The sequence below is a fragment of the Chryseobacterium joostei genome, from assembly GCF_003815775.1.
GTDB lineage: Bacteria > Bacteroidota > Bacteroidia > Flavobacteriales > Weeksellaceae > Chryseobacterium > Chryseobacterium joostei.
In genome coordinates this window covers 1,916,783-1,940,169 of record NZ_CP033926.1, presented here as the reverse complement: position 1 = coordinate 1,940,169, position 23,387 = coordinate 1,916,783, and the positions used below count along the sequence as shown (strand labels likewise).

At 36.4% G+C, this 23,387-nt stretch carries 22 protein-coding genes and 1 riboswitch; of the genes, 8 read left to right on the top strand and 14 right to left on the bottom strand.

Features of this window, described 5'->3' with window-relative positions:
- The first annotated feature begins 160 nt into the window (after positions 1-160).
- The gene (locus EG359_RS08795) at positions 161-673 is read left to right on the top strand and encodes a thioredoxin family protein (RefSeq protein WP_076352486.1); all 513 of its coding nucleotides are present in this window, start codon (positions 161-163) and stop codon (positions 671-673) included.
- A 103-nt stretch (positions 674-776) separates the two neighbouring features.
- On the opposite strand, the gene EG359_RS08790 is transcribed toward EG359_RS08795, so the two are convergent.
- The 4 genes from EG359_RS08790 to EG359_RS22420 all read right to left on the bottom strand — a co-directional run bounded on the left by EG359_RS08790 (position 777) and on the right by EG359_RS22420 (position 2,761).
- The gene (locus tag EG359_RS08790; RefSeq protein ID WP_123867307.1) at positions 777-1,370 is read right to left on the bottom strand and encodes a hypothetical protein; all 594 of its coding nucleotides are present in this window, start codon (positions 1,368-1,370) and stop codon (positions 777-779) included.
- A 188-nt stretch (positions 1,371-1,558) separates the two neighbouring features.
- Positions 1,559-1,954, bottom strand: coding sequence for a DUF7674 family protein (locus EG359_RS08785; RefSeq protein ID WP_076352484.1), 396 nt, complete (start codon positions 1,952-1,954; stop codon positions 1,559-1,561).
- A 265-nt stretch (positions 1,955-2,219) separates the two neighbouring features.
- Positions 2,220-2,576 (bottom strand): DUF7674 family protein, encoded by a 357-nt coding sequence (locus tag EG359_RS08780; RefSeq protein WP_076352483.1) that lies wholly within the window; start codon positions 2,574-2,576, stop codon positions 2,220-2,222.
- 11 nt (positions 2,577-2,587) lie between these two features.
- Entirely contained in the window at positions 2,588-2,761 is a 174-nt protein-coding gene (locus tag EG359_RS22420) for a hypothetical protein (protein WP_164463054.1), read from the bottom strand.
- A 475-nt stretch (positions 2,762-3,236) separates the two neighbouring features.
- Here EG359_RS22420 and EG359_RS08775 point away from each other — a divergent pair, with 475 nt between their 5' ends.
- Positions 3,237-4,250 (top strand): nucleoid-associated protein, encoded by a 1,014-nt coding sequence (locus tag EG359_RS08775; protein ID WP_076352482.1) that lies wholly within the window; start codon positions 3,237-3,239, stop codon positions 4,248-4,250.
- A 197-nt stretch (positions 4,251-4,447) separates the two neighbouring features.
- Here the strand turns inward: EG359_RS08775 and EG359_RS08770 are convergent, their stop codons facing one another.
- The 6 genes from EG359_RS08770 to EG359_RS08745 form a co-directional block, all read right to left on the bottom strand.
- Positions 4,448-5,197 carry a succinate dehydrogenase/fumarate reductase iron-sulfur subunit gene (locus EG359_RS08770; protein WP_076352481.1) on the bottom strand — a complete coding sequence of 250 codons (750 nt, stop codon included), beginning with the start codon at positions 5,195-5,197 and terminating at the stop codon, positions 4,448-4,450.
- Between the two features lie 12 nt (positions 5,198-5,209).
- Positions 5,210-7,126: a fumarate reductase/succinate dehydrogenase flavoprotein subunit gene (locus EG359_RS08765; RefSeq protein ID WP_076352480.1), complete on the bottom strand. Its 1,917-nt coding sequence runs from the start codon at positions 7,124-7,126 to the stop codon at positions 5,210-5,212.
- Between the two features lie 11 nt (positions 7,127-7,137).
- A complete protein-coding gene (locus tag EG359_RS08760; RefSeq protein ID WP_076352479.1) occupies positions 7,138-7,794 on the bottom strand; it encodes a succinate dehydrogenase cytochrome b subunit in 657 nt (218 codons plus the stop codon).
- 16 nt (positions 7,795-7,810) lie between these two features.
- Positions 7,811-9,241 carry an anion permease gene (locus tag EG359_RS08755; RefSeq protein WP_076352478.1) on the bottom strand — a complete coding sequence of 477 codons (1,431 nt, stop codon included), beginning with the start codon at positions 9,239-9,241 and terminating at the stop codon, positions 7,811-7,813.
- A 20-nt stretch (positions 9,242-9,261) separates the two neighbouring features.
- Complete coding sequence (locus EG359_RS08750) at positions 9,262-10,428, bottom strand: porin (RefSeq protein WP_076352477.1); 1,167 nt, start codon at positions 10,426-10,428, stop codon at positions 9,262-9,264.
- Between the two features lie 285 nt (positions 10,429-10,713).
- Entirely contained in the window at positions 10,714-11,763 is a 1,050-nt protein-coding gene (locus tag EG359_RS08745) for a linear amide C-N hydrolase (protein ID WP_076352476.1), read from the bottom strand.
- Between the two features lie 363 nt (positions 11,764-12,126).
- On the opposite strand from EG359_RS08745, the gene EG359_RS08740 reads away from it, so the two are divergent.
- From EG359_RS08740 to EG359_RS08730, 3 genes are all read left to right on the top strand, one after another.
- Positions 12,127-14,325 carry an ATP-binding protein gene (locus tag EG359_RS08740; protein WP_076352475.1) on the top strand — a complete coding sequence of 733 codons (2,199 nt, stop codon included), beginning with the start codon at positions 12,127-12,129 and terminating at the stop codon, positions 14,323-14,325.
- A 21-nt stretch (positions 14,326-14,346) separates the two neighbouring features.
- Complete coding sequence (locus EG359_RS08735; protein ID WP_076352474.1) at positions 14,347-14,898, top strand: biliverdin-producing heme oxygenase; 552 nt, start codon at positions 14,347-14,349, stop codon at positions 14,896-14,898.
- Between the two features lie 119 nt (positions 14,899-15,017).
- The gene (locus tag EG359_RS08730) at positions 15,018-15,944 is read left to right on the top strand and encodes a malate dehydrogenase (protein WP_076352473.1); all 927 of its coding nucleotides are present in this window, start codon (positions 15,018-15,020) and stop codon (positions 15,942-15,944) included.
- Between the two features lie 192 nt (positions 15,945-16,136).
- Here the strand turns inward: EG359_RS08730 and EG359_RS08725 are convergent, their stop codons facing one another.
- The 4 genes from EG359_RS08725 to EG359_RS08710 all read right to left on the bottom strand — a co-directional run bounded on the left by EG359_RS08725 (position 16,137) and on the right by EG359_RS08710 (position 18,269).
- Positions 16,137-16,385: a hypothetical protein gene (locus EG359_RS08725; RefSeq protein WP_076352758.1), complete on the bottom strand. Its 249-nt coding sequence runs from the start codon at positions 16,383-16,385 to the stop codon at positions 16,137-16,139.
- A 136-nt stretch (positions 16,386-16,521) separates the two neighbouring features.
- Positions 16,522-17,058: a GNAT family N-acetyltransferase gene (locus tag EG359_RS08720; protein ID WP_076352472.1), complete on the bottom strand. Its 537-nt coding sequence runs from the start codon at positions 17,056-17,058 to the stop codon at positions 16,522-16,524.
- Positions 17,059-17,070: 12 nt separating this feature from the next.
- On the bottom strand, positions 17,071-17,463 hold the full coding sequence (locus tag EG359_RS08715) for a VOC family protein (protein ID WP_076352471.1): 393 nt from the start codon (positions 17,461-17,463) through the stop codon (positions 17,071-17,073).
- A gap of 20 nt (positions 17,464-17,483) precedes the next feature.
- The gene (locus tag EG359_RS08710) at positions 17,484-18,269 is read right to left on the bottom strand and encodes a hypothetical protein (RefSeq protein ID WP_076352470.1); all 786 of its coding nucleotides are present in this window, start codon (positions 18,267-18,269) and stop codon (positions 17,484-17,486) included.
- A 104-nt stretch (positions 18,270-18,373) separates the two neighbouring features.
- Between EG359_RS08710 and pafA the strand changes: the two genes are divergently transcribed.
- From pafA to EG359_RS08695, 3 genes are all read left to right on the top strand, one after another.
- Positions 18,374-20,020 (top strand): alkaline phosphatase PafA, encoded by a 1,647-nt coding sequence (gene pafA, locus EG359_RS08705; protein ID WP_076352469.1) that lies wholly within the window; start codon positions 18,374-18,376, stop codon positions 20,018-20,020.
- 206 nt (positions 20,021-20,226) lie between these two features.
- Positions 20,227-20,402, top strand: a riboswitch (cobalamin riboswitch).
- 33 nt (positions 20,403-20,435) lie between these two features.
- Complete coding sequence (locus tag EG359_RS08700) at positions 20,436-22,265, top strand: TonB-dependent receptor plug domain-containing protein (RefSeq protein WP_076352757.1); 1,830 nt, start codon at positions 20,436-20,438, stop codon at positions 22,263-22,265.
- A gap of 18 nt (positions 22,266-22,283) precedes the next feature.
- Positions 22,284-23,351: a hypothetical protein gene (locus EG359_RS08695; protein ID WP_076352468.1), complete on the top strand. Its 1,068-nt coding sequence runs from the start codon at positions 22,284-22,286 to the stop codon at positions 23,349-23,351.
- Positions 23,352-23,387 lie beyond the last annotated feature (36 nt).

Here is a 23,387-nt window from a genome sequence, read left to right as displayed (position 1 = left end):
AATGTAAAAGTAATTAATTTCCCGTATTGAAGATAACCCCTGATTGTAGGGATATAATTTTTGTATTCTATATTCATTTCTATTTAAAAATAATTAAAATAAATGAACAATCTTTTTCTTGTAAAATTCCTACATTCGTATAGCATAAAATAAAAATTCAATGAAATATTCTAAGATTATTGTAGTGGTTGCCTTACTGTTATTTCAGTTAGGAACAGCACAGGAAAAAGCAGATGTGGTATTAAATAAAGCACTTACAGAGGCTAAAGCGGGTAAGAAAAATGTTCTACTAATGTTTCATGCTTCGTGGTGCAAATGGTGCAAGATGATGGAAAAGAATATGAATCTTCCAGAAACCAAACCTCTTTTTGATAAGAAGTTTGTTACGGCTTATGTAGACGTTCAGGAAAGAGGTGAAAAAAAATCCCTTGAAAATCCTGGCGGACAGGAGCTAATGAATAAATATAAAGGAGAAAATGCAGGACTTCCTTTTTGGCTAATCCTAAATCCAAAAGGAGAAGTATTAGCAGATTCATTTAATGCTAAGGGAGAAAACCTGGGTTCACCATCAACTCCTGAAGAAGTAGCCACTTTTATTGCAAAGCTTGAGAAAACCTCAAAACTGAAAAAAGAAGAACTACAGATCATTGAAAATGTATTTGTGAAAAAGTAAAATCCGATTTTAGTTTTTGAAGAAACATTATTGAATCAATTGAAATAAAAAAAACTCCCCAAACAAAATATGTTTGGGGAGTTTTTTCTAACAAAATTTTAATTTACAATGATTTGTAATGATATTCTATATTGCTCCAAAGAATGGTGTCATCTGCTTCCGTCATTTCAGAGGGAGAACTAAAAACAGTTCCAAAGACATTTTCATATTGAGTGATACCAAAATCTGTATTTTGGTTAATAAATAACGCACCGTGGTCTCTTGGAGCCTTTTTGATATATCTGAAAGTTCTTTTAAGAGTAAATGTTGAGGTCTCTTTATTGAAATCTCCTAAGTAATTGGGCTTAATGCCATTTTCATTGATTAATACAGAATCATTAATGATTTTGATAGGGTATGATGCATTCGCAGAAGTTCCTGAAATCAATTTTATGGAATTGTGTTTCAAATCAAGGCCGATGATTTTCCATGTCGGCTGCTGATAAGAACTCCAATAGTTTTTCAAGTAAGATTCTTCAGGAGTTGACTTTTGTCCCGATGATCCTTTATACAAAACAGTGTTTTTTACCGTATAATTTCTGAATTCAAAATTCCGAATTTCATGATCAATAGGCCTTGGATCATCAATTATATTGTCATTATTTCCGCATGAAATCAGGGACAACAACATCATGACAGTATAAAAAGAGTATTTCATGGGTTTTTTTGCAAAAGTAAGGTTTTATAATAGGAAAGCAAAAAAGGCGAAATGGCAAAGAAGTTAAAAGATTTAAATTGCTACCAAATATATTCTTTCCTCCCTCTTTTTAGTAAAAGATATCGGAAGACTTCAGTAAGCAATTGTGCCGATTTACCTCTTTGCGATTTCGCCTCTATAAAAGCTATTTATTTCCCAAAGTAGATCTGGTCTTGCTTCTGCTGCTCATTATAAATAATCTGGAAGCTCACAGGCATATAATGATAAAGAAGTTTCCAATGCTGGATTTTTGCATGCTTTTTAAAACTTTCAAAAGACCTTATGAAGATATTTTCAATCATGGTTCTTACATAAGAATTTCCATTCCTGTAAAGACCGTCCATAAGTTTGATGTGATGGGCAATAATGTTGATCTTAGATTCCTGCAGCAGGCCTTTCAGATAATTAACGGTAGCCTGCATAATTCCTGCAAAATTATCATGAACAGATAACTGTATGATTTCCTTGCGAAGTGGCGGATAGAAAAATTTTAAGTATTCAACAGCTATTTTTTGATTAATAGTTTGCATTTGTACTTTCATCATAATTAAGAATTTTTCAAACACTTTTTATTGAAGCTAAATGTATACCAAAATTTAAAGACAAGCTGCAAAAATAAATACACCAACGATCACAGCGATGTGAGTGAGTAATATCTCTGAATTGTGTCTATTAGTCGTAGTTTTCCAGGTTTTCCAATCTGAAATTTTTCTGATTTTGTTTTTCATAATCTATTGATTGTGAGTTATTTTTAATTTTGTTTAATTTAAACACTTTGTAATGAAACGGGTGAAAAATGTAATAAAACCTTTATATGCCGTGGTTGTAAATCTGTCTCGAATAGCTACTTTTCAGGGTAGAAGAAATATGACTAAAGATCATTTTTCGGTCTTCCTTGCTGCAAAAAGCTGTAAAATTGTCCAAAGAATAGATAAATGTGTTATCAATTGCATTTTTTAAGGCAACATCTCCATCGGTGTAAATTTTGTCCATCTTTTGTAAGCTTTTGAGTAGCAGATTACTGTCATTCTGGCGGATCATGTTTTTGATACGCTCCGTGAATGTCCTGATAACACTGTACGAAGTTGGATTTCTATGCTCTTTAAGTTCAGTTTCAAAGTCAGGAACCAATTCTGTGATTTCCTGTACGGCCTGTAAATAGTTCATATTATATTTTTTTAAATGCGGTTTTGTTCAAGTACCTTTATAATGGCTCCAAAGATGAAAATGGTTAAAAAGGCGATAAAAAGTAGGTGGTAAGGCTTTAGCCATTTGGGAGTCTTAGGTCCTCTGCTTTTTAATCTTCTTAGCCTGTCTATTCTGTTTAATGTTTTCAAGTCCATTTTTTCCATGTTTTCAAATGATGATACCAATGGTATTCCGTTGAATGCTTATTTTATTTAGTGTATTGATTATTAAGTGTTTGGTATGTTTTTATCGAAGATTTAAAATGAAAAAAGCATTTCAAAATGATAAGGGTTTTATCAAATTGGAAAAATCATTTTTTTTAATCATCAAGCATTTAAGGTTAATCTGTTTGTGTAAACTACAAAACTCACAAAAGGATTATAGCACTTAAGTTATTTGAAGTGAAAAGCTTTATGTATAAGAAGTACACCTAAGTTTTGAAAATCTGAAATTTTCACCTTTAGTGAGCTTTTTACTGCATTATTTTAAATTTTAAAGGGAACTAAAGTGTTTTAAAATAAAGCTTTTGTGGCTTTTACGGTTCAAAAAATTTAGCGCAACCTAAAACAAAATCATTCCTATTTTTAAGTTTTGCATAAAGAATAGAATGAATATCTTTGCAGTCCAAATATTCAGAAGATGTTTTCAAAAATAATAGTACACAGAGTCGGAAATAAGATCAACGGAGAATCTTTAACGCTTTCCCAGGAGGAATTGAAGTTGGAGGAAGGAATGGCAGAACTGCTTGAGAATTACTTTTTAGGTTCTTTCAAATCAGAAGAAACTTTCCATTTTTACAGTGATACGTACCTGGTGAACAATCCGGTTTACAGTGCAGTATCTGAAATTTTTGAAGATAAGTCCAAGTTCATTTGGGAAGCTGAAAATATTGCAAAACATCTTTTCGAAGCTGCTGAAAACCCAAGAGTTCAGGGAGGAGAGTTGTTCATTGTTCTTTTTGAAGATGAAAGTGACCGTCCGGATAGAGTAGACAAGATCGGAATTTTCAAAACTGAAAAAAGAGAATCATTCCTGAAAATTAATCCGCAGGATGAAACATTTGACATAGAAAAAGACATGGGAATTGGTTTATCTAAAATTGATAAAGCAGCCTTAATCCACAATAATAATAAAGATACAGGATACGTACTTTCCGTTGTAGACAACAACAAAAACGGTGATATGTATTATTGGTTTGAGGATTTCTTAAAGGTAAAACAACGTGACGATGAATACTTCCACACGCAGGAAGCATTGATGGTATACAAAGATTATATTACAAAGCAATTGCCACAGGAATTTGAGGTTTCAAAGGCTGATCAGGCTGATTTCCTGAATAAATCCATCAATTTCTTTAAGGAAAAGGAAGAGTTTAAACTGGATGAATTTGCTAATGAGGTATTGGGAGACGAGCATGTAATTGAAAGTTTCGTGAACTTTAAAACTGATTACGAACAGGATATGCAGGTGAATATCGCAGAAGAATTCCCAATTAGTGAAGCCGCAGTAAAAAAGACCCAAAGACACTTTAAAAGTATCATCAAGCTGGACAAAAATTTCCATATCTACATTCATGGAGACAGACAGAAACTGGAAACGGGTGAAGATGATAAAGGAAAATACTACAGACTTTACTTCGAGAAAGAAGTTTAATAGAAAAGAGGTCATTAAACAATAGTATTATACTTTTCTTCTGTCTCTAAACAGGGCATCATTGATATTCATTATGATGAAAATTCCCCTTGGAAGACTATATATCGGGAGCTTAGTGTAAGAATGTAAACATAAAAGGGCAAATCTACCAATTGGTCCATTTGCCCTTTCTTATTTTCTTCGCTTTTTTAATTCAATTATTTTTTCTTAAAAAACAAAGCTCTGTTATATTCAAAATTCATTCTGGCAATATTCAGTACTGAAATTCCCTGTGGACATTCCACTTCACAGGCTTCCGTATTAGAGCAGTGTCCGAATAATTCGCCATCCATCTGGGAAACCATATCCAGAACACGTTTGCTTCTTTCTTCCTTACCTTGTGGAAGCAATGCCATATGTGTAATCTTTGCTGAAGTAAATAATGCGGCACTTCCGTTTTTACAGGTGGCAACGCAGGCACCACATCCAATGCAGGCAGCAGAATCAAAGGCTTCTTCAGCAGTCTGGTGAGTAACCGGAATTGCTGTGGCATCCGGAGCCTGCCCTGTATTTATAGATACAAAACCGCCGGAAGAAATAATTCTGTCAAAGGCAGAACGGTCTACCTTTAAGTCTTTCTTCACCGGAAAAGCCTCTGCCCGGAATGGTTCTATTAAAATAGTTTCCCCATCCTTAAAAGATCGTAGGTGAAGTTGGCAAGTCGTAGTATTTTTTAGAGGACCATGGGCAATACCGTTGATCATCATTCCGCATTGTCCACAGATTCCTTCACGACAGTCGTGATCAAATTCTACAGGTTCATCTCCCTCGGTGATCAGTTTTTCGTTTAAAGTATCCAGCATTTCTAGGAAAGACATGTGGGAGTTTAAGCCTTTTAGATCATAATTGACTAGTTTTCCCTCACTTTTTTTGTCTTTCTGTCTCCATATCTTAAGGTGTAAATCCATAATTTTTGTTTTTTATTTGTAACTTCTTACCGTTGGCTGTATTTCTTCAAAGATCAAAGGTTCCTTGATCAGTTCAGGCTCGCCGTTTTCACCTGTCCATGCCCATGCAGAGATAAACTGATAGTCTGTATCGTTTCTCAGTGCTTCACCATCCGGTGTCTGGTATTCTTCCCGGAAGTGTGCTCCGCAGGATTCATTACGGGTTAAGGCATCATAGCACATCAGTTCTCCAATCTCAAAATAATCGGCAACACGGCCTGCCTTTTCCAGTTCCGTATTCATGGTATCACCTTGTCCGGAAACCCTTACCTCCTTGTGGAATTCCTGCTTAAGTTTTCTTATTTCCTGAATGGCATATTTCAATCCTTCTTCAGTTCTGGCCAATCCACAATAATCATATAAGAGCTTGCCTAATGTTTTATGAAAATAGTCAACGGTTTTAGTTCCTTTGATATTGATTAAATCCTGAATCTGGTTTTTAACCGCGTTTTCAGCCTTTTCAAATTCAGGAGCATCCGGTGAAATTTTTCCGGTGTGAATTTCATTAGCCAGATAATTAGCAATGGTATATGGAGCAATGAAGTAACCATCCACGGAAGCTTGTAAAAGAGAATTGGCACCCAGTCTATTGGCACCGTGGTCCGCAAAATTAGCTTCCCCTAACGCAAATAATCCCGGAACAGTAGTCATCAGTTCATAGTCTACCCATAGTCCACCCATTGAAAAGTGTGCTGATGGAGAAATCATCATGGGTTCTTTATAGGCATCATATCCTGTAATCTTAAGATACATATCAAATAAGTTTCCATATTTCTCCTGAATCTTATCTTTTCCCTGTTCTTTAATGGCCTTGGAAAAATCAAGGTACACTGCATTTTTCAGAGGCCCGATTCCAAACCCAGCATCAATTCTTTCCTTGGCAGCACGGGATGAAATATCTCTTGGAGCCAGATTTCCGAAAGCAGGATATCTTCTTTCAAGATAATAATCCCTTTCACTCTCAGGAATATCATTTGGAGGTCTGTTTTCATCCTTTTTCAACGGAACCCAGATTCGTCCGTCATTACGCAATGATTCAGACATCAATGTTAATTTAGATTGATAATCTCCGGATTGCGGAAGTGAAGTAGGGTGTACCTGAATCCAGCTTGGGGAAGCCATTAAAGCACCTTTTTTATGGGCTCTCCAGATAGCAGAACCATTGCACCCCATGGCTAATGTAGAAAGGTAATAGATCTTTCCATAGCCTCCTGTTGCCAGTATTACAGCATGTGCTGCATGACGTTCAATTTCTCCGGTGTCTAAATTCCTTACGATGATTCCTCTGGCCTTGCCATCAATGGTGACCAAATCAAGCATCTCATGCCTTGAAAACAATTGTACAGAACCTTTCCCGACTTGTCTCATTAATGCCTGATACGCTCCCAAAAGTAGTTGCTGACCTGTTTGCCCTCTGGCGTAGAATGTTCGGCTTACCTGAACTCCTCCGAAGGAACGGTTATTAAGGTAGCCACCATATTCACGTCCGAAAGGCACCCCTTGGGCTACAGATTGATCGATGAGGTTTAGGGAGCATTCTGCCATTCGGTAAACATTGGCTTCACGTGCCCTAAAGTCACCTCCTTTCAAGGTATCTACAAACATTCTGTAAACGCTGTCACCATCGTTTTTATAGTTTTTAGCGGCATTTACACCGCCTTGTGCAGCTACAGAGTGTGCTCTTCTGGGGCTGTCCTGGAAGCAAAATGACTTCACATTATAACCCATTTCACCTAAAGAAGCAGCAATTGAACTTCCTGCCAGACCTGTTCCTACAACAATAACATCCAGTTTTTTACGGTTGGCCGGATTTACGAGCTTAGCTTTCTTTTTATAATTATCCCATTTTTGTTCCAATGGGCCTTGTGGTATTTTTGAATCTAAAATCATGATAGGTCTGTTTAATGATAAGTGAAGAATACATAAATAGGCATCAGCGCAAAACCTAAACTGATGATGATTGAATAAGCAACCCCAATGGTTTTGAACCATTTTACAAACTTAGGATGGTATAGCCCAAGCGTTCTTACAGCACTGTGTATTCCGTGAATCAGGTGATAACATAGTGCAATCATGGAAAGTACATAAATAAGAACGTACCACCATTCCTTGAAAACCGTTATTACCAAAATGTATAAGTCCTTATTTCCATTCTCATCCAAAGGTGGGTTTCCGAATTTGTAGATGTACCAGAAGTTTTGAAAATGAATCACCAGAAAGATCAGGATTAATGTACCCAGAATTCCCATATTTCTGGAAGCCCATTTACTGGCTCTTCCACGTTTGTCAGCCTGATAACCGCCACCTGATTTCTTATTTTTTAAAGTGATGAATAAACCATCTACTGCATGCAGAATGATGCTGGCATACAAAATATAAGAAACTATTTTGATGATAATATTCCCTGATAAAAAATGCGAATAGGCATTAAACTGTAAATGTGCCTGCTCTTGCGGAAGAAACAGCTGGAGATTACCCAGAAAATGAATCAGCAGGAAGAACCCCAGAAAAAGTCCCGTGAGACACATCAGCATTTTTCTTAACAATGTTGATAACATATATTTGATTTAATAATTAATAATATCCTAAAACTTTCATCCAAAGACCACCAACAACCATATAGATAATTAATAAGACGATTCCTATTTCAAGACCTCTTAGCCACCAGATTTTCAGATCTACATATCCACTTCCGAAGAATACCGGAGCCGGGCCGTGTCCATAATGAGTAAGAACTCCATAAATTGAACCCATGAAACCTAGCATCATTGCTAACAGCATAGGAGGAATTCCCAAAGAAACACCTACTCCCAATAAGGCAGCATACATCGCAGCTACGTGGGCTGTAGCACTGGCAAAAATATAGTGACTGAAGAAGTAAACTACAATAATAACAGGGAATGCTACCTGCCAGCTCAGACCTCCAATTTGTACTTTAATAAGGTCACTAAACCAGCCAATGAAGCCCAGTTCATTCAGGGAACTTGCCATCATCACTAAAACGGCGAACCAAACAATAGTATCCCAGGCCCCTTTTTCACTTTTTACATCTTCCCAGGTTAATACTGAGGTTAATAACAATAATGTTAATCCAATAAATGCTGTTGTTGTAGCATCAATAGAAAGTGCTCCACCAAATATCCAAAGAGCTAACAGAATGAAAAAAGCTAATAACATCAGCCATTCATTTCTGGAAATGGGTCCCATTTCTTTTAATTTCAGAGCAGCCATTTTCGGGGCATCACCTGTTTTTTTCAACTCAGGCGGATATAATTTGTATAATACCAACGGAACTACAAAGAATGCAACCAAACCAGGCACAAAACCCGCAGCTGCCCAAGACATCCATGTAATATCTATTCCAAGGTTAGCCGCAAACTTCTGACACATCGGGTTACTGGCTGTCCCGGTAAGGAACATGGAAGAAGCGATCAGGTTCATGTAATAACTGTTCAAAGTCAGGAATGACCCTAGTTTTCTGTGAGTTTCCGGTTTTTCAGGAACAGAATCAAAGCTTATCGCCATAGATTTCATGATTGGGTAGATGATTCCTCCACCTCTTGCCGTATTACTTGGAATGGCCGGTGCCAGACAAACATCTGCAAGCCCCAATCCATAGGCTAATCCCAATGAACTTTTACCAAACACCCTGATGAATAAAAAGGCAATACGGTTTCCAAGACCCGTTTTGATGAATCCTCTGGCAATAAAGAATGAGATCCCGATAAGCCAGATCACTTTATCTCCAAATCCGGAAAGTGCTTTTGTAATAGATTTTCCTGCATCTCCCGGAGCAACTACCTGTGTAAGGGCCGTAAATCCTATGGCCATCATACACATGGTGCCCATTGGAGCAGCTTTAAGAATGATTCCTAAAATGGTTGCCGCGAAGATGGCAAACAGATGCCAGGCATTCTCGGCTACACCCTCAGGAGCAGGAATGAACCATATAATCAACGCAGCAGCAAATGTAATCGCTACGTTTTTGATATTAATTTCTTTCATGATGATAACTATTTAAGAGGTTAAAATCTACTTTGCACCTGTACGATGAAGAGATTGTTGTTGTATTGAGAGGTATTTTCTACTTGATATTTGTAACGGTCAAACTGTACACCCAGCTGAATTCTGGCCCCATAATTTTTCAGAAATTCCAGCCCCACCATTGGAGTGATGGTTTGTCTTGGGTTGGAAGCCATTCTGAAGTTGGTGTCAAGGTATTCATATCGGCAAGACAGCTCAAAGGCGCTCAGGTTTTTATGGTTGATTTCATATCTTACATTCGGAAGAAAATAAACCCCGCGAACCAGATATTGATCAGGATTATCAGGTCTTGCTTCAGGAGCAATAGAGTTGTAAAGGATATGGTTGGTAGCCTGTTTCGCTTCCAGTTGCATATCCAGACTCCATCTTGGATCAAATTGAATCATTGAGCTTAGATCAATCCCTACGGCATATACTTTTTTACTGAAAACCTCGCCAATACCTCCATTCAGACCCACATTGAAATTATATTTTTTAGATAATCCGAAAAGTAATCGGGTAGAGTATTGTTTCCCGTTGTCGTTGTCATTGACCTGGTTTTTTCCATTTCCATTCACTACCGATACTGCATATTGTAAAGGAATTTCACCAAGCTTAAGCTGTCCTGTTGCAGAAAGCCCGATCTGGAAGCTAGTCCAACCCAGTTTTCCAAATTCAGAATACTGATTAGACCAGTCGAGAGATTTTATAATGTCAATTGGATAAGTTTCTTCAATCCCGAACCAAGGTCTGAATTGTCCTACAGTAAATGCCAACTTAGGGCTGAATGTGTACTTCAGATAGGCGTTTTCAAGAACCCTGCTTTTAGGGTCATTTTTAAAATCGGCAAAGTTCGCCAAGGCAACAACTTCTGTTCGTTTACTGATCTGCGCGCGAACCTGAACTCTCATGTATTTTAGCATGAAATTATTGCTCGTCCCGCCGCCATCAGAGTGATGAAGTCCGTTTACATCTACATCCTTGCTCATCCCCACCAGATAACGTGCCTGAAAAAGCCCTTTAATCTGAAGTTGCGGATATTTTACATTATCTTCTTCCTGTTGTTGAGGTTTGGTCTGTAAAGAATCCTGTATCTGTGCGTTAGCTGAAAACCAGCCCATAAGAATGCACAGGAGCAGGCTTCTCTTTTTAAATGAAAAAAAGGCCATATCTATTTGTTTAATTTTTGCTTATTTGAAATATTATTTAAACATAAAGACTTTATCCCTCTCCTTAAAAAGTTGAGGTGAGGCACTAGATGTGCTTATAAATGATAAATACTTTTGCTGCTTAAACCCTTCCGTTAAATCTTCGATTTATAATTCTCCAATGGAAGGAAATGATCACATATCTAATCTTGAACTTACATTCATGATTTTTTTTAACCTTACATGTTTCTGGCTGTGTTTTTAGATAGAAACACATAAGGATTAAATTTTTAGTTTGGGCTTAAGTTATTCTAAGCCTAAGAATTTAAAAGAAGGGGTTTCTTTGAAATTAGTGTTGGATTTACCGTGATAAGTCTGATAGTTACTTAGGTCCAGTTTCATTACCTTACCTTTTGCACTCAGGTCAAAATCTTTAAGATCTACCCAGAATGTGTTGGGTGTAAAAACGGTTTCAAAGTAATAGACTAAATTCTTCTGATCCGAGACAGAACGCCATCTTGTAGAAGAAATATTAGGCTCTGTGGGTGAAGAAATACCGTAGGGAACAGAACAGTTTCTGATGACACTGAATACACTGGCTACAGCTGTGCGGGTATCAGCAGTTTTTGGAATAGCATCAATATAATAAGAAGCTCTCACAAAACGATCGGCAGCACGGTTGGTTCCCGGCAGCATTACAGTACCCGGAATTCCTTTCCAGTAATTGTTAAGAGCTAGCTGCTCCTCAAAAATAGGAGAGTTGGTCATTACCGTATAAGACGGATCATGATGAATAACCAGTTTCCCGTTAATATATTCCAATACAGCGTTGTCACCTGATGCATCAGACAAAGAAAGATGGATGGTTGTAAATCTTTCCGTTCCCGGAATATTATCACTAACTACTACGAAAGGTTCTTTTCTCGAAAAGTCTACCGCTTCCTTTACTGTTGAAAAATTATCAAGATAATATTGTGCCCATAAAGAAATGGCAAGTCCCTTTTTACTGCCTTTTGGATCGAATTTCGGGTATTGTGATTCACCTAGCCACAGCATATTAGCCACAAGTCCTTTCTCGTTCATTCCGTCTGCAGAAGCAATATCCCAAGTAGAACTGATGATACTACCATATTTAGAAGTCCATTTTACAGATTTAGATCCGGTTTGTCCCGTGTGGTCAATTCCTTTTGGAAAAACCCACAGGTTGGCTGGGATTTCGTCACGCCAATCCATAGAACGGGCGGTAAGAATTGTATTTTGCGGACCTTTGTATACTACTCGCGTACATGCTTCTGATGGATTCCATAATCCTACAGAGAGGACCAAGGAAAATAAAATTAATGGGAACTTTTTCATAATAGTATTATTTGTATTTAATTATTATCTTGAATTTATTGTGAATAATTCAATATATTTTATTGATATTCATTATTTGGTGATATAAATTTAGCTAAAAATGTTTAAATAAACCAATTATCTTGGTTAATAATCCTTAATTCATGTTATGAATCAGGGTTAATAGGTTAAAAACATAAATATTGCATTTTTTTTCGTATATTTTAGAGATATCATATTAAAACTGCTTGAATAAGAAAAATGTTTTAATGTGATGTTTTCCGGATAAAATCATATAATCGTCGGGGTGTAGGAAAAAATAATACAACAGAATAATTACCGTTAAAAAAAGCCCTATATTTGATTGATAGACTGAATAGTTATATGAATTTTGTAGAATGCCACGATGAACCCATCCATATTCCAGGCTCCATACAAAGTTTTGGTTATTTGATTGGCATTGATGCGGAGTCCCATTCCATTACTTTTTTCAGCAGGAATATATCGGATATATTTAAAATCGGAGACCTAGATGGGTTGTTCGACAGGAAACTTTCGGACTTTCCGGAAAGTTTTCAACATATTATAGATTCAGATATCTATACATCACTGAACAGATTCACCAGAAGGGAGAATGAAACCTATTTTGATAAGATCTTTATTAATGATAAGGAATATCATTTTTCTGTGTTCAGAAGCGGAGGATCTATTTTTCTGGAATTTGAAGAGGTTTTAGTGAACCCTGATAAAAGAATTTCCAATAAATATGATAACTTTTATATTATAGATGATGAGAAGGAACTTTGGAACCATTTGCTAGAAACACTTGCCAAGGTGGTGAACTATGACCGAATGATGGTCTATAAATTTATGATGGACGGTTCCGGAAAAGTTATTGCCGAAAAGAAAGATGAGGAGATGGAAAGTTTCCTTGGACTTCATTATCCTGAATCCGATATTCCAAGACAGGCCCGGGATCTTTATCTTAAGAAGAGAAAAAGAATATTCAGTAACGTACATACGGAGACGGTTCCGGTTGTAAGTAAAACAAATAAAAATATTGATCTTAGTTTTTCAGCATCAAGAGGAATGTCTCCTGTTCATAGGCAATATCTTATAAACTCTGGTGTTTCTTCCAGCTTTAGTGTTTCGATTATTATCGATAATCATTTATGGGGATTGGTAACCTGCCAGAATATAGAGCCCAAACATGTGGATCTTGAAGACAGGGTGCAGGCGGGTATTTTCACAGCCTTGGCAGCAAATGCCTACTCATCTTTTAAATCCAAAAAAGAGCTGAACTATCGTCTGGAAGTAAATGAGAAGTTATCTGAACTGAAAACGAAATTTTTAAAACATCATAATTTATTTGATTCTCTTGTTGAAAGTAAACCTGATATTAAAAATTTACCTGAAGCAGATGGGCTGGCTATTTTTTCGGATGAAAATATAATTACAGAGGGAGTTACTCCTGCCATTGATGAAATTAAAAGAATTGGACAGTGGGTTCTGGAAAATACAACGGATCGTATTTATGTTGACAGAAGCTTCCTTAGAAATCATGGTGAAGAGCTTAATTTATCTGAAAATGCAGCCGGAATCATAATTTATTTTATTGAAAGAGATAAAAATGAAATGCTGATGTGGTTTCGTAAAGAGTTTGACGAACACATTAACTGGGCAGGTAATCCTGAGAAGAAAATAGCTGTGTTCTCTCAGAATGGAAAGGAAAAACAGATGGTTTCTCCCAGAACTTCATTTCGAATTTTCACAGAGAATATCCAAGGGCATTCTAAAAGATGGAACTCTAGAAATGTAAGTGCAGTACAGGCTGTAAGAGATTTAATTCTGGAAACTTCACATAAGAATTATAATGCGATCAAAAGGCTTAATGATGAGCTTAAAAAGGTGAATGAAGAACTGGATAGTTTTTCGTATACAATTTCTCATGACCTGGGAACACCTTTAACAGTGATGAAATTGAATGCACAAATGCTTTTGGGGAACCTTACTGATGATTCTGAAAAGAGCAAAACGAAGATTAATACCATCATTGAGGAAATTGATAATATGGCTGAAATGATGAAGGATGTGCTTCAGCTCAGCCGTGCCAAGCATAGCGATATTCAGCTTGAAAGCCTTACTACATTGAATACCATTTACAAAATTTCTGAAAATGCAAAAATGACCTACGGAAGTCCTAAAAGTGAAATTATCATTAAGGAATGTCCGGATGTAATGGCAGATAAAACTTTGCTTCATCAGGTATTTTTAAATATCATCAATAATGCAGTAAAATATTCTTCCCATAAAGATCAGCCAAAGGTGGAAATTGAGGGAACGGAAGACGGGCAAGCCATTATTTACAGAATCTCGGATAACGGAATTGGTATTCCTGAGGAAGAGAAGCATAAGATGTTTAAAATTTTCAATAGGATGGATAATGCGAAGAAGTTTAAAGGAAATGGAATAGGGCTGTCTATCGTACACAGAATCATGAAAAGAATAGGAGGGAATGTAGATTATGAGAGCAATAATGAGGGGACTTCTTTCATTTTAACGTTCAAAAAACCTTACATTTGAGAAACTTTTAAAATGTTATTTATGGTATCAGAATATCTTAAACAAAATACAGCAGAATATCACGATGCAGCAGAGAAGCTTTTTAATTCTGAAAAAATTTTTAATAAAACTTTCACGTTAGAAGATTATAAAAAGATCATCCATACGAATTATCTGATGCTTCTTCACAGTGAAGATAAAATATTCAACAGTCTTTCTGATAAGTATGCGGAAAAACTTCAGCTTGAAGAAAGAAAGAAGCTTTCCCTTATTGAAAAGGATCTTGAGAGTCTTTCTCTGGATAACCAGGCTGTATCTCACCCTCTTGAGTTTGAGAATGAACATGAGGCTTTGGGCGCTATGTATGTCATTGAAGGTTCTACTTTGGGTGGAAACGTTATTGCCAAGCAGCTTTCTAAAACGGAAGGTTTTGATGAGGTGACTTTTAATTTCTTTGGATGCTATCAGGAGAATACGGGACCCATGTGGAAGAACTTTAAGGAGTTTTTGGACACGGAAGTTAAGGAGGAAAACTATAATGAAGTGCTTTCCGGAGCAAAAAAACTATACACGTTTTTACTGAACGTCAACTAATTTCTTTTAATTCTAATTAAATTTCTGAAAAATTGCTCATTTTTTCAGGATTTATTAAATTTGGGGAGTTTCAATTTTAAACTTAACTAACAAAAATAAATAATTTAAAAAGTAACAATATGAAAGTAACTGTAGTAGGTGCAGGCGCTGTAGGAGCAAGCTGTGCGGAATACATCGCAATGAAGAACTTCTGTTCAGAAGTAGTTTTGGTAGATATTAAAGAAGGATTTGCTGAAGGTAAAGCAATGGATTTGATGCAGACAGCGTCTCTTAACGGATTTGATACAAAAATTACCGGAACAACAGGAGATTACAGCAAAACTGCAGGTTCTCATGTAGCAGTAATCACTTCAGGTATCCCAAGAAAACCTGGAATGACTAGAGAAGAATTAATTGGTATCAATGCGGGTATCGTAAAAGAAGTTACTGAAAACTTAGTAAAACATTCTCCAGAAGTAATCATTATCGTGGTTTCTAACCCAATGGATACTATGGCTTATCTGGTTCACAAAACTTCAGGTCTTCCTAAGCACAAGATCATCGGAATGGGTGGTGCTCTAGACTCTGCAAGATTCAAGTATAGATTGGCTGAGGCATTAGAAGCTCCAATTTCTGATGTGGATGGTATGGTAATCGCTGCTCACAGTGATACAGGGATGCTTCCATTATTGAGCAAAGCTACAAGAAATGGTGTTCCTGTAACTGAATTTTTAGACGAAGAAAAACAAAAATATGTAATTGAAGAAACTAAAGTAGGGGGTGCTACCCTTACTAAATTATTAGGAACTTCTGCTTGGTATGCTCCAGGTGCAGCTGTTTCTGTAATGGTTCAGGCTATTGCATGTGACCAAAAGAAAATGATCCCTTGTTCTTTAATGCTTGAGGGTGAATACGGACAAAACGATATCTGCCTAGGAGTTCCTGCTATCATCGGAGCAAACGGAGTAGAATCAATCGTAAACGTAACATTGACTGCTGAAGAGCAATTGAAATTCGCTGAAGCTGCTAATGCAGTGAGAGAAGTGAATGGAGATCTTAAATTCTAATTTACTGAATTATATATATGAAAACCGCGCCCGGAGGGCGCGGTTTTTTTGTGAAAAGAATTTTATCTAATTTCTTTTCAATACTGAACTTATTTAAGAACTTTTGCTTTCCTTTTTTTATCCTTTCAGGTTTTTAGATTGCACAAAAAAAGAGCGGTAAAAACCGCCCTAATTTTTATCTAACAACTAACTTTAATAATGACATCCACATCCTGTTTCCCACTCCTGGCAGAAACGTTGTGGCTCATGACAAGGAGTTACGCCACCAGGACCTCCTCCAGTATTACCACCTCCTCCAGTTACTCTGTAGCAAGTATCTCCGCTGCAATAATAGGATCCGTGGGTTGGAGGACAAACGCCGTCTAAACAGAATGCATAAGCTGTATCTCCTCCGCTAATTAACACCAATTGGCTTCTCTTTAATTTTTTTAAATTTTTCATAGTAATCAATGTTTTTAATTTGCTGATTACTAATGTATAAAAAATATAAGACACTAGCAAGTGTTTTAATTTTTTAATGAAAAATAAAATGATAATTGATTAATAGAATTAGTAAGAGGTGTTTTTAGTCCTAGAGTTATTCGATGTCTAGGGTCATAAAAAGGGCAATTTCATCAGGGTTATCATATAGTCTTGTATTCAGGCCGGTAATATTGAACCCCATTCTTCTGTAAAACTGTATGGCAGGGTAGTTGGTATTCTGGGTTTCAAGTTCAATGACTCTGCAGTTGAGTCTTCGAGCTTCTTTAAGGACGTTTTTAATCAGCATAATCCCAATTCCCTGTCTTCTATATTTTTCATTGACAAGGATATTTTCTATGTAAAAGCTGTTGTTCCATGTTCTGTGTTCACCAATGATCCAGCCTTGAAGTTCGCCATCTGTAAAGGCTCCAAAAGAATTATCTTTTTCAATGATGTTATTAAGTTCTTCAAGTTCATCAGTATCAGTTTCCCAGATTTTGGAATAAGACAAAGACTTTTCCCTTAGAGTAAATTCAAAGGAATTGGAGTATTCTATAGACGAAACGGAATAAATTTTATCTGTTGTATACCCATTATGTCCCCAATTCAAACTGGGATTGGAGGATAGTTTTTGTAGTTTCTTTATTTCCACGAATAAGAATATTTATTGAATTTCAGTACAGATTTCCACTAAATAATGGTCAAGATCCTTGATGTAGGCTGTTTTTTGTCCCCAAGGTTTTACAGCAATATCTTCATATAGTTCAGCGCCATTTTTTACTGCCTTTTCCAACAGTGCTTCCACATCATCGGTTACAAAGCCAAGTTCTATTCCAAATGGCTTTTCTTGTGTTTTGGAGGATAGAAACCCCAGTTTTAGATTTGAACCAGCTAAGCTAATTGAAGCAAAAGAAAGGGTTGTTTCTCCGGTAAGTAGTTCTCCATAGTCTTTTTCCGGAGTAATGAATTTTATTTCGGCGTTAAAGGTGTTTTTATAGAAGTTCATAGATTGTTCTACATCTTCTACATACAAAATGACGTATTTAAACTTAATCATACTATTAAATTATAATGGGTTTATTTTTTGCTTAAAATATATTCTTCATCCACCATCAGTTCAATATGAGGCTCATTTTGCGGATAGTGGTTTAGTCCACCAAAATGGCCGAAATGGAGTGGATATTTTTCACTGAGTTGTCTTATCTTATTTCCAAATGAATTAACATGAACAGCCTGGATAGCATCTTTACTCTGTCGTCCATTGCTGAAAAAGAGCATTAGATTACAATGATTATTAAAATCATGATCCTTATAATAGAATACATTGATGTTTTCCTCTCTGCATATAGGAATAAGGTGATTGATAAAGTCTTTTTTGTCTGCTAATGGTAGGTTACAGTCAATTCTTATGGAAAGATTTTCAGCATTATTCTTTTTTAATTCCGAACCAACGATTTGAATAAAACGATGTTCAATATTTTCAAAAACTTCCTTTTCCGGCTGATAGCTTTTATTGAGTTGAGCTTTAAAAGGAACGCTTGAATCCAAAAGTTTTGCATTTTCTTGAATCAACAAATCTTCTATTTCGGCTGCAAACTGAAAATGATAATCGAAAAGCTGATGATCTCCAATACTAATAATAAGCTGATTCTCATTGATGGCAAGGGACAAATAAGTTCTTTTGAAACATAATTTCAATTCTTCCAGTTTTCTGATGAGGTTTTCAATATTACTCACCTGAACTCTTGCTGCCAGTTCTGCATCATTATCCGCATGGCCTCCATATCCTTCAAAAAACCTGAAAAACTTGAAATGGTATAGGTTTTCAGGGAATTTAAAGTACCAGTATACTCCTAAAATCATGATGAATTGGGTTAGGGAATTGAATAAAGATCAAATTTAAATAAAATTTCATACTCTAAAACTTTCAAAACCCCTAAATTTGTGATCAATAAAAATTTACTTGGATGCTTAGGAACATTTCAATTGCGGCAGCTACTTTTTTGTCCGTAGTTACAATCAATGCGCAGAAGAACAGAAATTCTCAATTGGAAAGACCCAAATTAGTAGTAGGTCTGGTAGTGGATCAGATGCGTTGGGATTATCTATACCGTTTTTACAACAAATATGGAAATGACGGTTTCAAAAGATTATTGAATACAGGTTATTCTTTAAATAATGTACACATTCCGTATGTTCCAACCATTACAGCGCTAGGACACACGTGTATTTATACAGGATCTGTACCTGCAATTCACGGGATTGCCGGAAACGACTGGACGGATAAGGAAACGGGTAAAGGGGTATACTGTACTGCAGACGACAGTGTGCAGCCGGTAGGAACTACCAATACAAAAACAGGAAGCCACTCTCCGAAAAACCTTTGGTCTACAACGGTAACGGATGAATTAAGACTGGCAACCAATTTCCAAGGGAAAGTAGTTGGTGTTTCTTTGAAAGACCGTGCTTCCATTCTTCCTGCGGGACATACTCCGAACGGAGCGTTCTGGTTTGATGACAGTACCGGAAATTTTATTACAAGCACATGGTATATGAATGATCTTCCTCAGTGGGTGAAATCATTCAACTCTCAGAATTTACCGGAAAAATTAGTAGCAAATGGCTGGAATACTTTACTTCCAATCAATCAGTATACAGAAAGTTCGCCTGACAATTCTTCCTGGGAAGGGTTATTGGGAAGTGCAAAGACACCTACTTTCCCTTACAATGATTTAGCAAAAGATTATCAGACAAAAAAAGATAACATTCGTTACACACCTTTCGGAAATACGCTGACTTTGAAGTTGGCGGAAGCTTCTGTAGAGGGTGAAAAACTAGGAGGTGATGCTATTACTGACTTTTTAGCAATCAACTTGGCTTCTACTGATTATGCCGGGCATAAGTTCGGACCGAATTCCATTGAAGTGGAGGATGTTTATATCAGACTAGATCAGGATTTAGCAGAATTCTTCAACTACCTGGATTCAAAGGTTGGAAAAGGTGAGTACACCGTTTTCCTTTCTGCTGACCACGGTGGTGCTCATTCGGTAGGATTCCTGAAAGAACATAAAATACCTACAGGTTTCTTCGGAGAAGGAGCTGAGAAGAATATTAACGAAAAGTTGAAAGCTAAATTTGGCGCAGATAAATTGATTAATGCAATTGATAACTATCAGATTTATTTTGACAGAAAAGTATTGGCAGACAGCAAACTTGAGTTGGATGATGTAAGAAACTTTACGGTAAAGGAATTGGAAAAAGATCTTACTGTTTTATATGCTGTTTCTGTAGATAAAGTTCAGGAATCTAGTATTCCGGAGCCCATTAAGCAAAGAATTATCAACGGAATCAACAGACAGAGAAGTGGTGATATCCAATTGATTTCTCATGACTCTATGCTTCCACCATACTCCAAAACAGGAACTACACACAGTGTATGGAATTCTTATGATTCACATATTCCATTAATCTTTATGGGATGGGGAGTTAAGCAGGGTGAAAGCAATAAGGCTTATCATATGACGGATATTGCGCCTACAGTTTCTTCATTACTAAAAATTCAATTCCCAAGTGGAAATGTAGGAAACCCAATTACGGAAGTAATCGGTAAATAAGTAAACATATTGTTATATATAATCAGCTGCTTTCGTATGGGAGGCAGCTGTTTTTATTTTATATATGTAATGTTTCAGGCTTACAGTTATCTGAATTTTTACAGTAAATCTATATGTATTTATTTTTGCTAAAAATAGGTACAGATGATCACAAAATGCAAAGGTTGGCCTATAAGTCTGATTTTTGGTCAATACATTTAAAAAGCTATCTTTGCAAAAATTTTGGTTTCCAGCATATTGGAATGAAAAGGGAATTGGGTGAGACGCCCAGACTGTCCCCGCAACTGTAAATCGCAACAAAAGTTTCTGTAAACAGCCACTGTACAAACGGGAAGGCACAGAAAGCGAAAGTCAGGAGACCTGCCAGAATAATAATCAAAAAAACATATTGCTTTCGGAGGAAAAGTGGAATAATATGGGTATAAAAAGATCTTTAGTACTGTTTTTGTCGTCTTACGGCTGCTTTCTTTTCGGACAGGAGAAAGTGGTTGATACGATTTATATTTTCGATAGTCAGATGAATAAGGTAAAGCTTTTTCATCCTGTAAAAACTATTAGTACTGAAGATGCCCAAAAAAATTCCAGCAATCTTTCTGAACTGCTGAGATTCCAGTCTGCTGTTTACATTAAGGAAAACGGACGTGGAGCAGTTTCTTCACCATCTTTCCGAGGAACCACCGCCCAACAGACGGCTTTTGTATGGAATGGAATTAATATTAACTCTAATTTTTTAGGACAGGGAGATATCAATAATATTTCTTTGTTCGGGTATGACCAGATCGGAATAAAAGCCGGTGGAGGAAGTGTTACCTATGGCTCCGGAGCTATCGGCGGAAGTATTCACCTGAATAATAATCTCGACTTTAATAAAGGGTTTCATGGTACACTATTTTCAGAAGTAGCATCTTTTAATACCTATAACAACTTGCTTAAAGGAGCTTATAGCAATGAAAAATTCAGCTTTAAGGCTTCGGGGAACTATTCTGTAAGTGAGAATGATTATGAAGTAAAAGAGGCTAAAAGCTACATCAATAGAAACGGACAATACTACAATACAAATTTCAATATTGCTGCAGCCTATAAAATTGCTCCACACCATCAGGTTTCATGGATTTCGGAGTTCTTTAACGGACAACAGCATTATCCGGTTCTTTTTGATAACGAAACTGAAACGAAATACAGAACTCAAAATGTAAGAAGTCTGATTTCATGGGATTGGAATAAAACACAATTCAATAACTCTTTCAAGGCAGCCTATACGGAGGAAAATTTCCAGTATTTTGCTAAAGCTGATGGTCCTCAGACTAGTGGTGGAACTGGGAAGAATTATATCCTGAAGAATGATTTCAATTATTTCTTTAACTCTAAATGGAACTTCAATGTTATTGGAGAGTATCAGCTTAATAAAGGAGAAGGATATGGTTCCGGAATAGATCATGTAAGTCGAAATATGGGATCAGTTTCTGGATTATTAAGATATTTTCCTGCAACAGATCTACGTCTTGAAGCCGGAATACGAAAAGATTTCGTTGGAAAAATTAGCTCTCCTGTACTGTTTTCTTTTTCCGGAAAATGGAATGCCGTAGATTGGTATACTCTCGGGCTGAGTGTTTCAAGAAACTTCAGGGCTCCATCTTTCAATGATTTATATTGGCAGCCGGGAGGTAATATGGATTTAAAGCCAGAGACATCCTATCAGTTTGAACTGAGAAACCAGTTTAAGGTAGGAGATCTTCAGATGTCAGTCGCTCCTTTTTATCTGGATATCCGCGATATGATAAGATGGCTTCCAACTTTCTCGGGATATTATAGTCCTGTAAACACAGATCATGTAAGATCATATGGGGTAGAGGCTCAAATGGAGTATATGAAAAGGTTTGGTAAGCATCTATTAAAAGGAAGCCTTGGATATACCTATACAAATTCTCAGGATCTTGAAAAGAAAAAGCAATTGATGTATGTGCCATTTCATAAGTTCACTGGAAATATTGATTACCAGTATGAGTTTATAAAAGTATATGTTCAGGGGCTTTTTAACGGGCTTACCTATACAGATTCCAACGAAAAGAGAAGTGAGGCTTTGGAAAATTATTTTGTAATGAATGCCGGGCTTGGTCTTACGTTCCATAAGGAGTATACCATAGGGTTCAAGGTTAATAATGTTTTCAATCAAGTCTATTATACTATGTTCGCTTATCCATTGCCTAAAAGAAATTATAGTGTAAGTTTAAATATCAATTTTTAAAAATAAAATTAAATATATATGAATATCAAAAGAATTTTACCTCTTGCATTTGCTTCCATGTTACTTTTCAATGTTTCATGTAGCAGCGATAATGACACTGAGACTACTCAGTCAACTACCTATGAAAACGGAATCCTTGTTTCCAACGAAGGTGGATTTACAAAGCCTACCTCTGATGTTACTTTCTTGAGCAACAGCCTTGGAAATATATTTACTAACATCTATTCTGAGAATAACAATAAGGAATCTTTTGGTAAGGTACTTCAAAGTATAGGCTTCCTTGGAGATCGTGCTTATTTGGTAGCGAATGTTCCTAACAAAATTGATATTGTAAACCGTTATACATTCAGAAAACAAGCTACGGTAATAGCTAATCTTGATAATCCAAGATATATAGCATTCTCTGGAAATAAATATTTTGTAACGAACAATAACTTTGCGGATGTAAGAAAGCTTAATGCCTATAATATTGCAGATAACACCTATGTAAATAGTGTTAGTTTCCCACGTTATGCTGAAAAGGTAGTTGAAGCAGAAGGAAATATTATTGTACAGACTGATGGTATTGGTTATAATACTGCTCCTCCTTTTGATTCGTTTGCAACAGGGTATACAATCAGTGTTGTAAGCCCGTCTACAAATACTATAAGCAAGACGATTACACTACCTAGCGTAGGGATTATTAAAGATCTTATTTCTTACAAAGGAAGCGCTTATGTATTGGTTTCTGATAATACAGACTCATACATTTACAAGATCAATTCTTCTGCAGGAACTTTTACAACAACTACTCTTACAGGAATTCCTAAAGTTCAGAAATTGAGAGCAGATAGTGATAAGTTCTATTTTATCACTGATACCAATAAAGTTTATGGTATGGCTGTTAATTCTACAGCTGTTCCTACTACACCTATTGTTACAGCCGTAGGGAATGTTTATGGTTTTGACGTTATTGATGGTAGAATCTTTGCCGCAGACGCAAACTTCTCAGAAGATGGTAAAGTAAATGTTTACAACGCGAACAATGGTTCTCTATTGAAAAACTTTACGGCAGGAGTTGGAACAAACGGGTTCTATAAAAATTAAGAATAACGCTTAGGCGTACGCAAAATAATTTTTTAT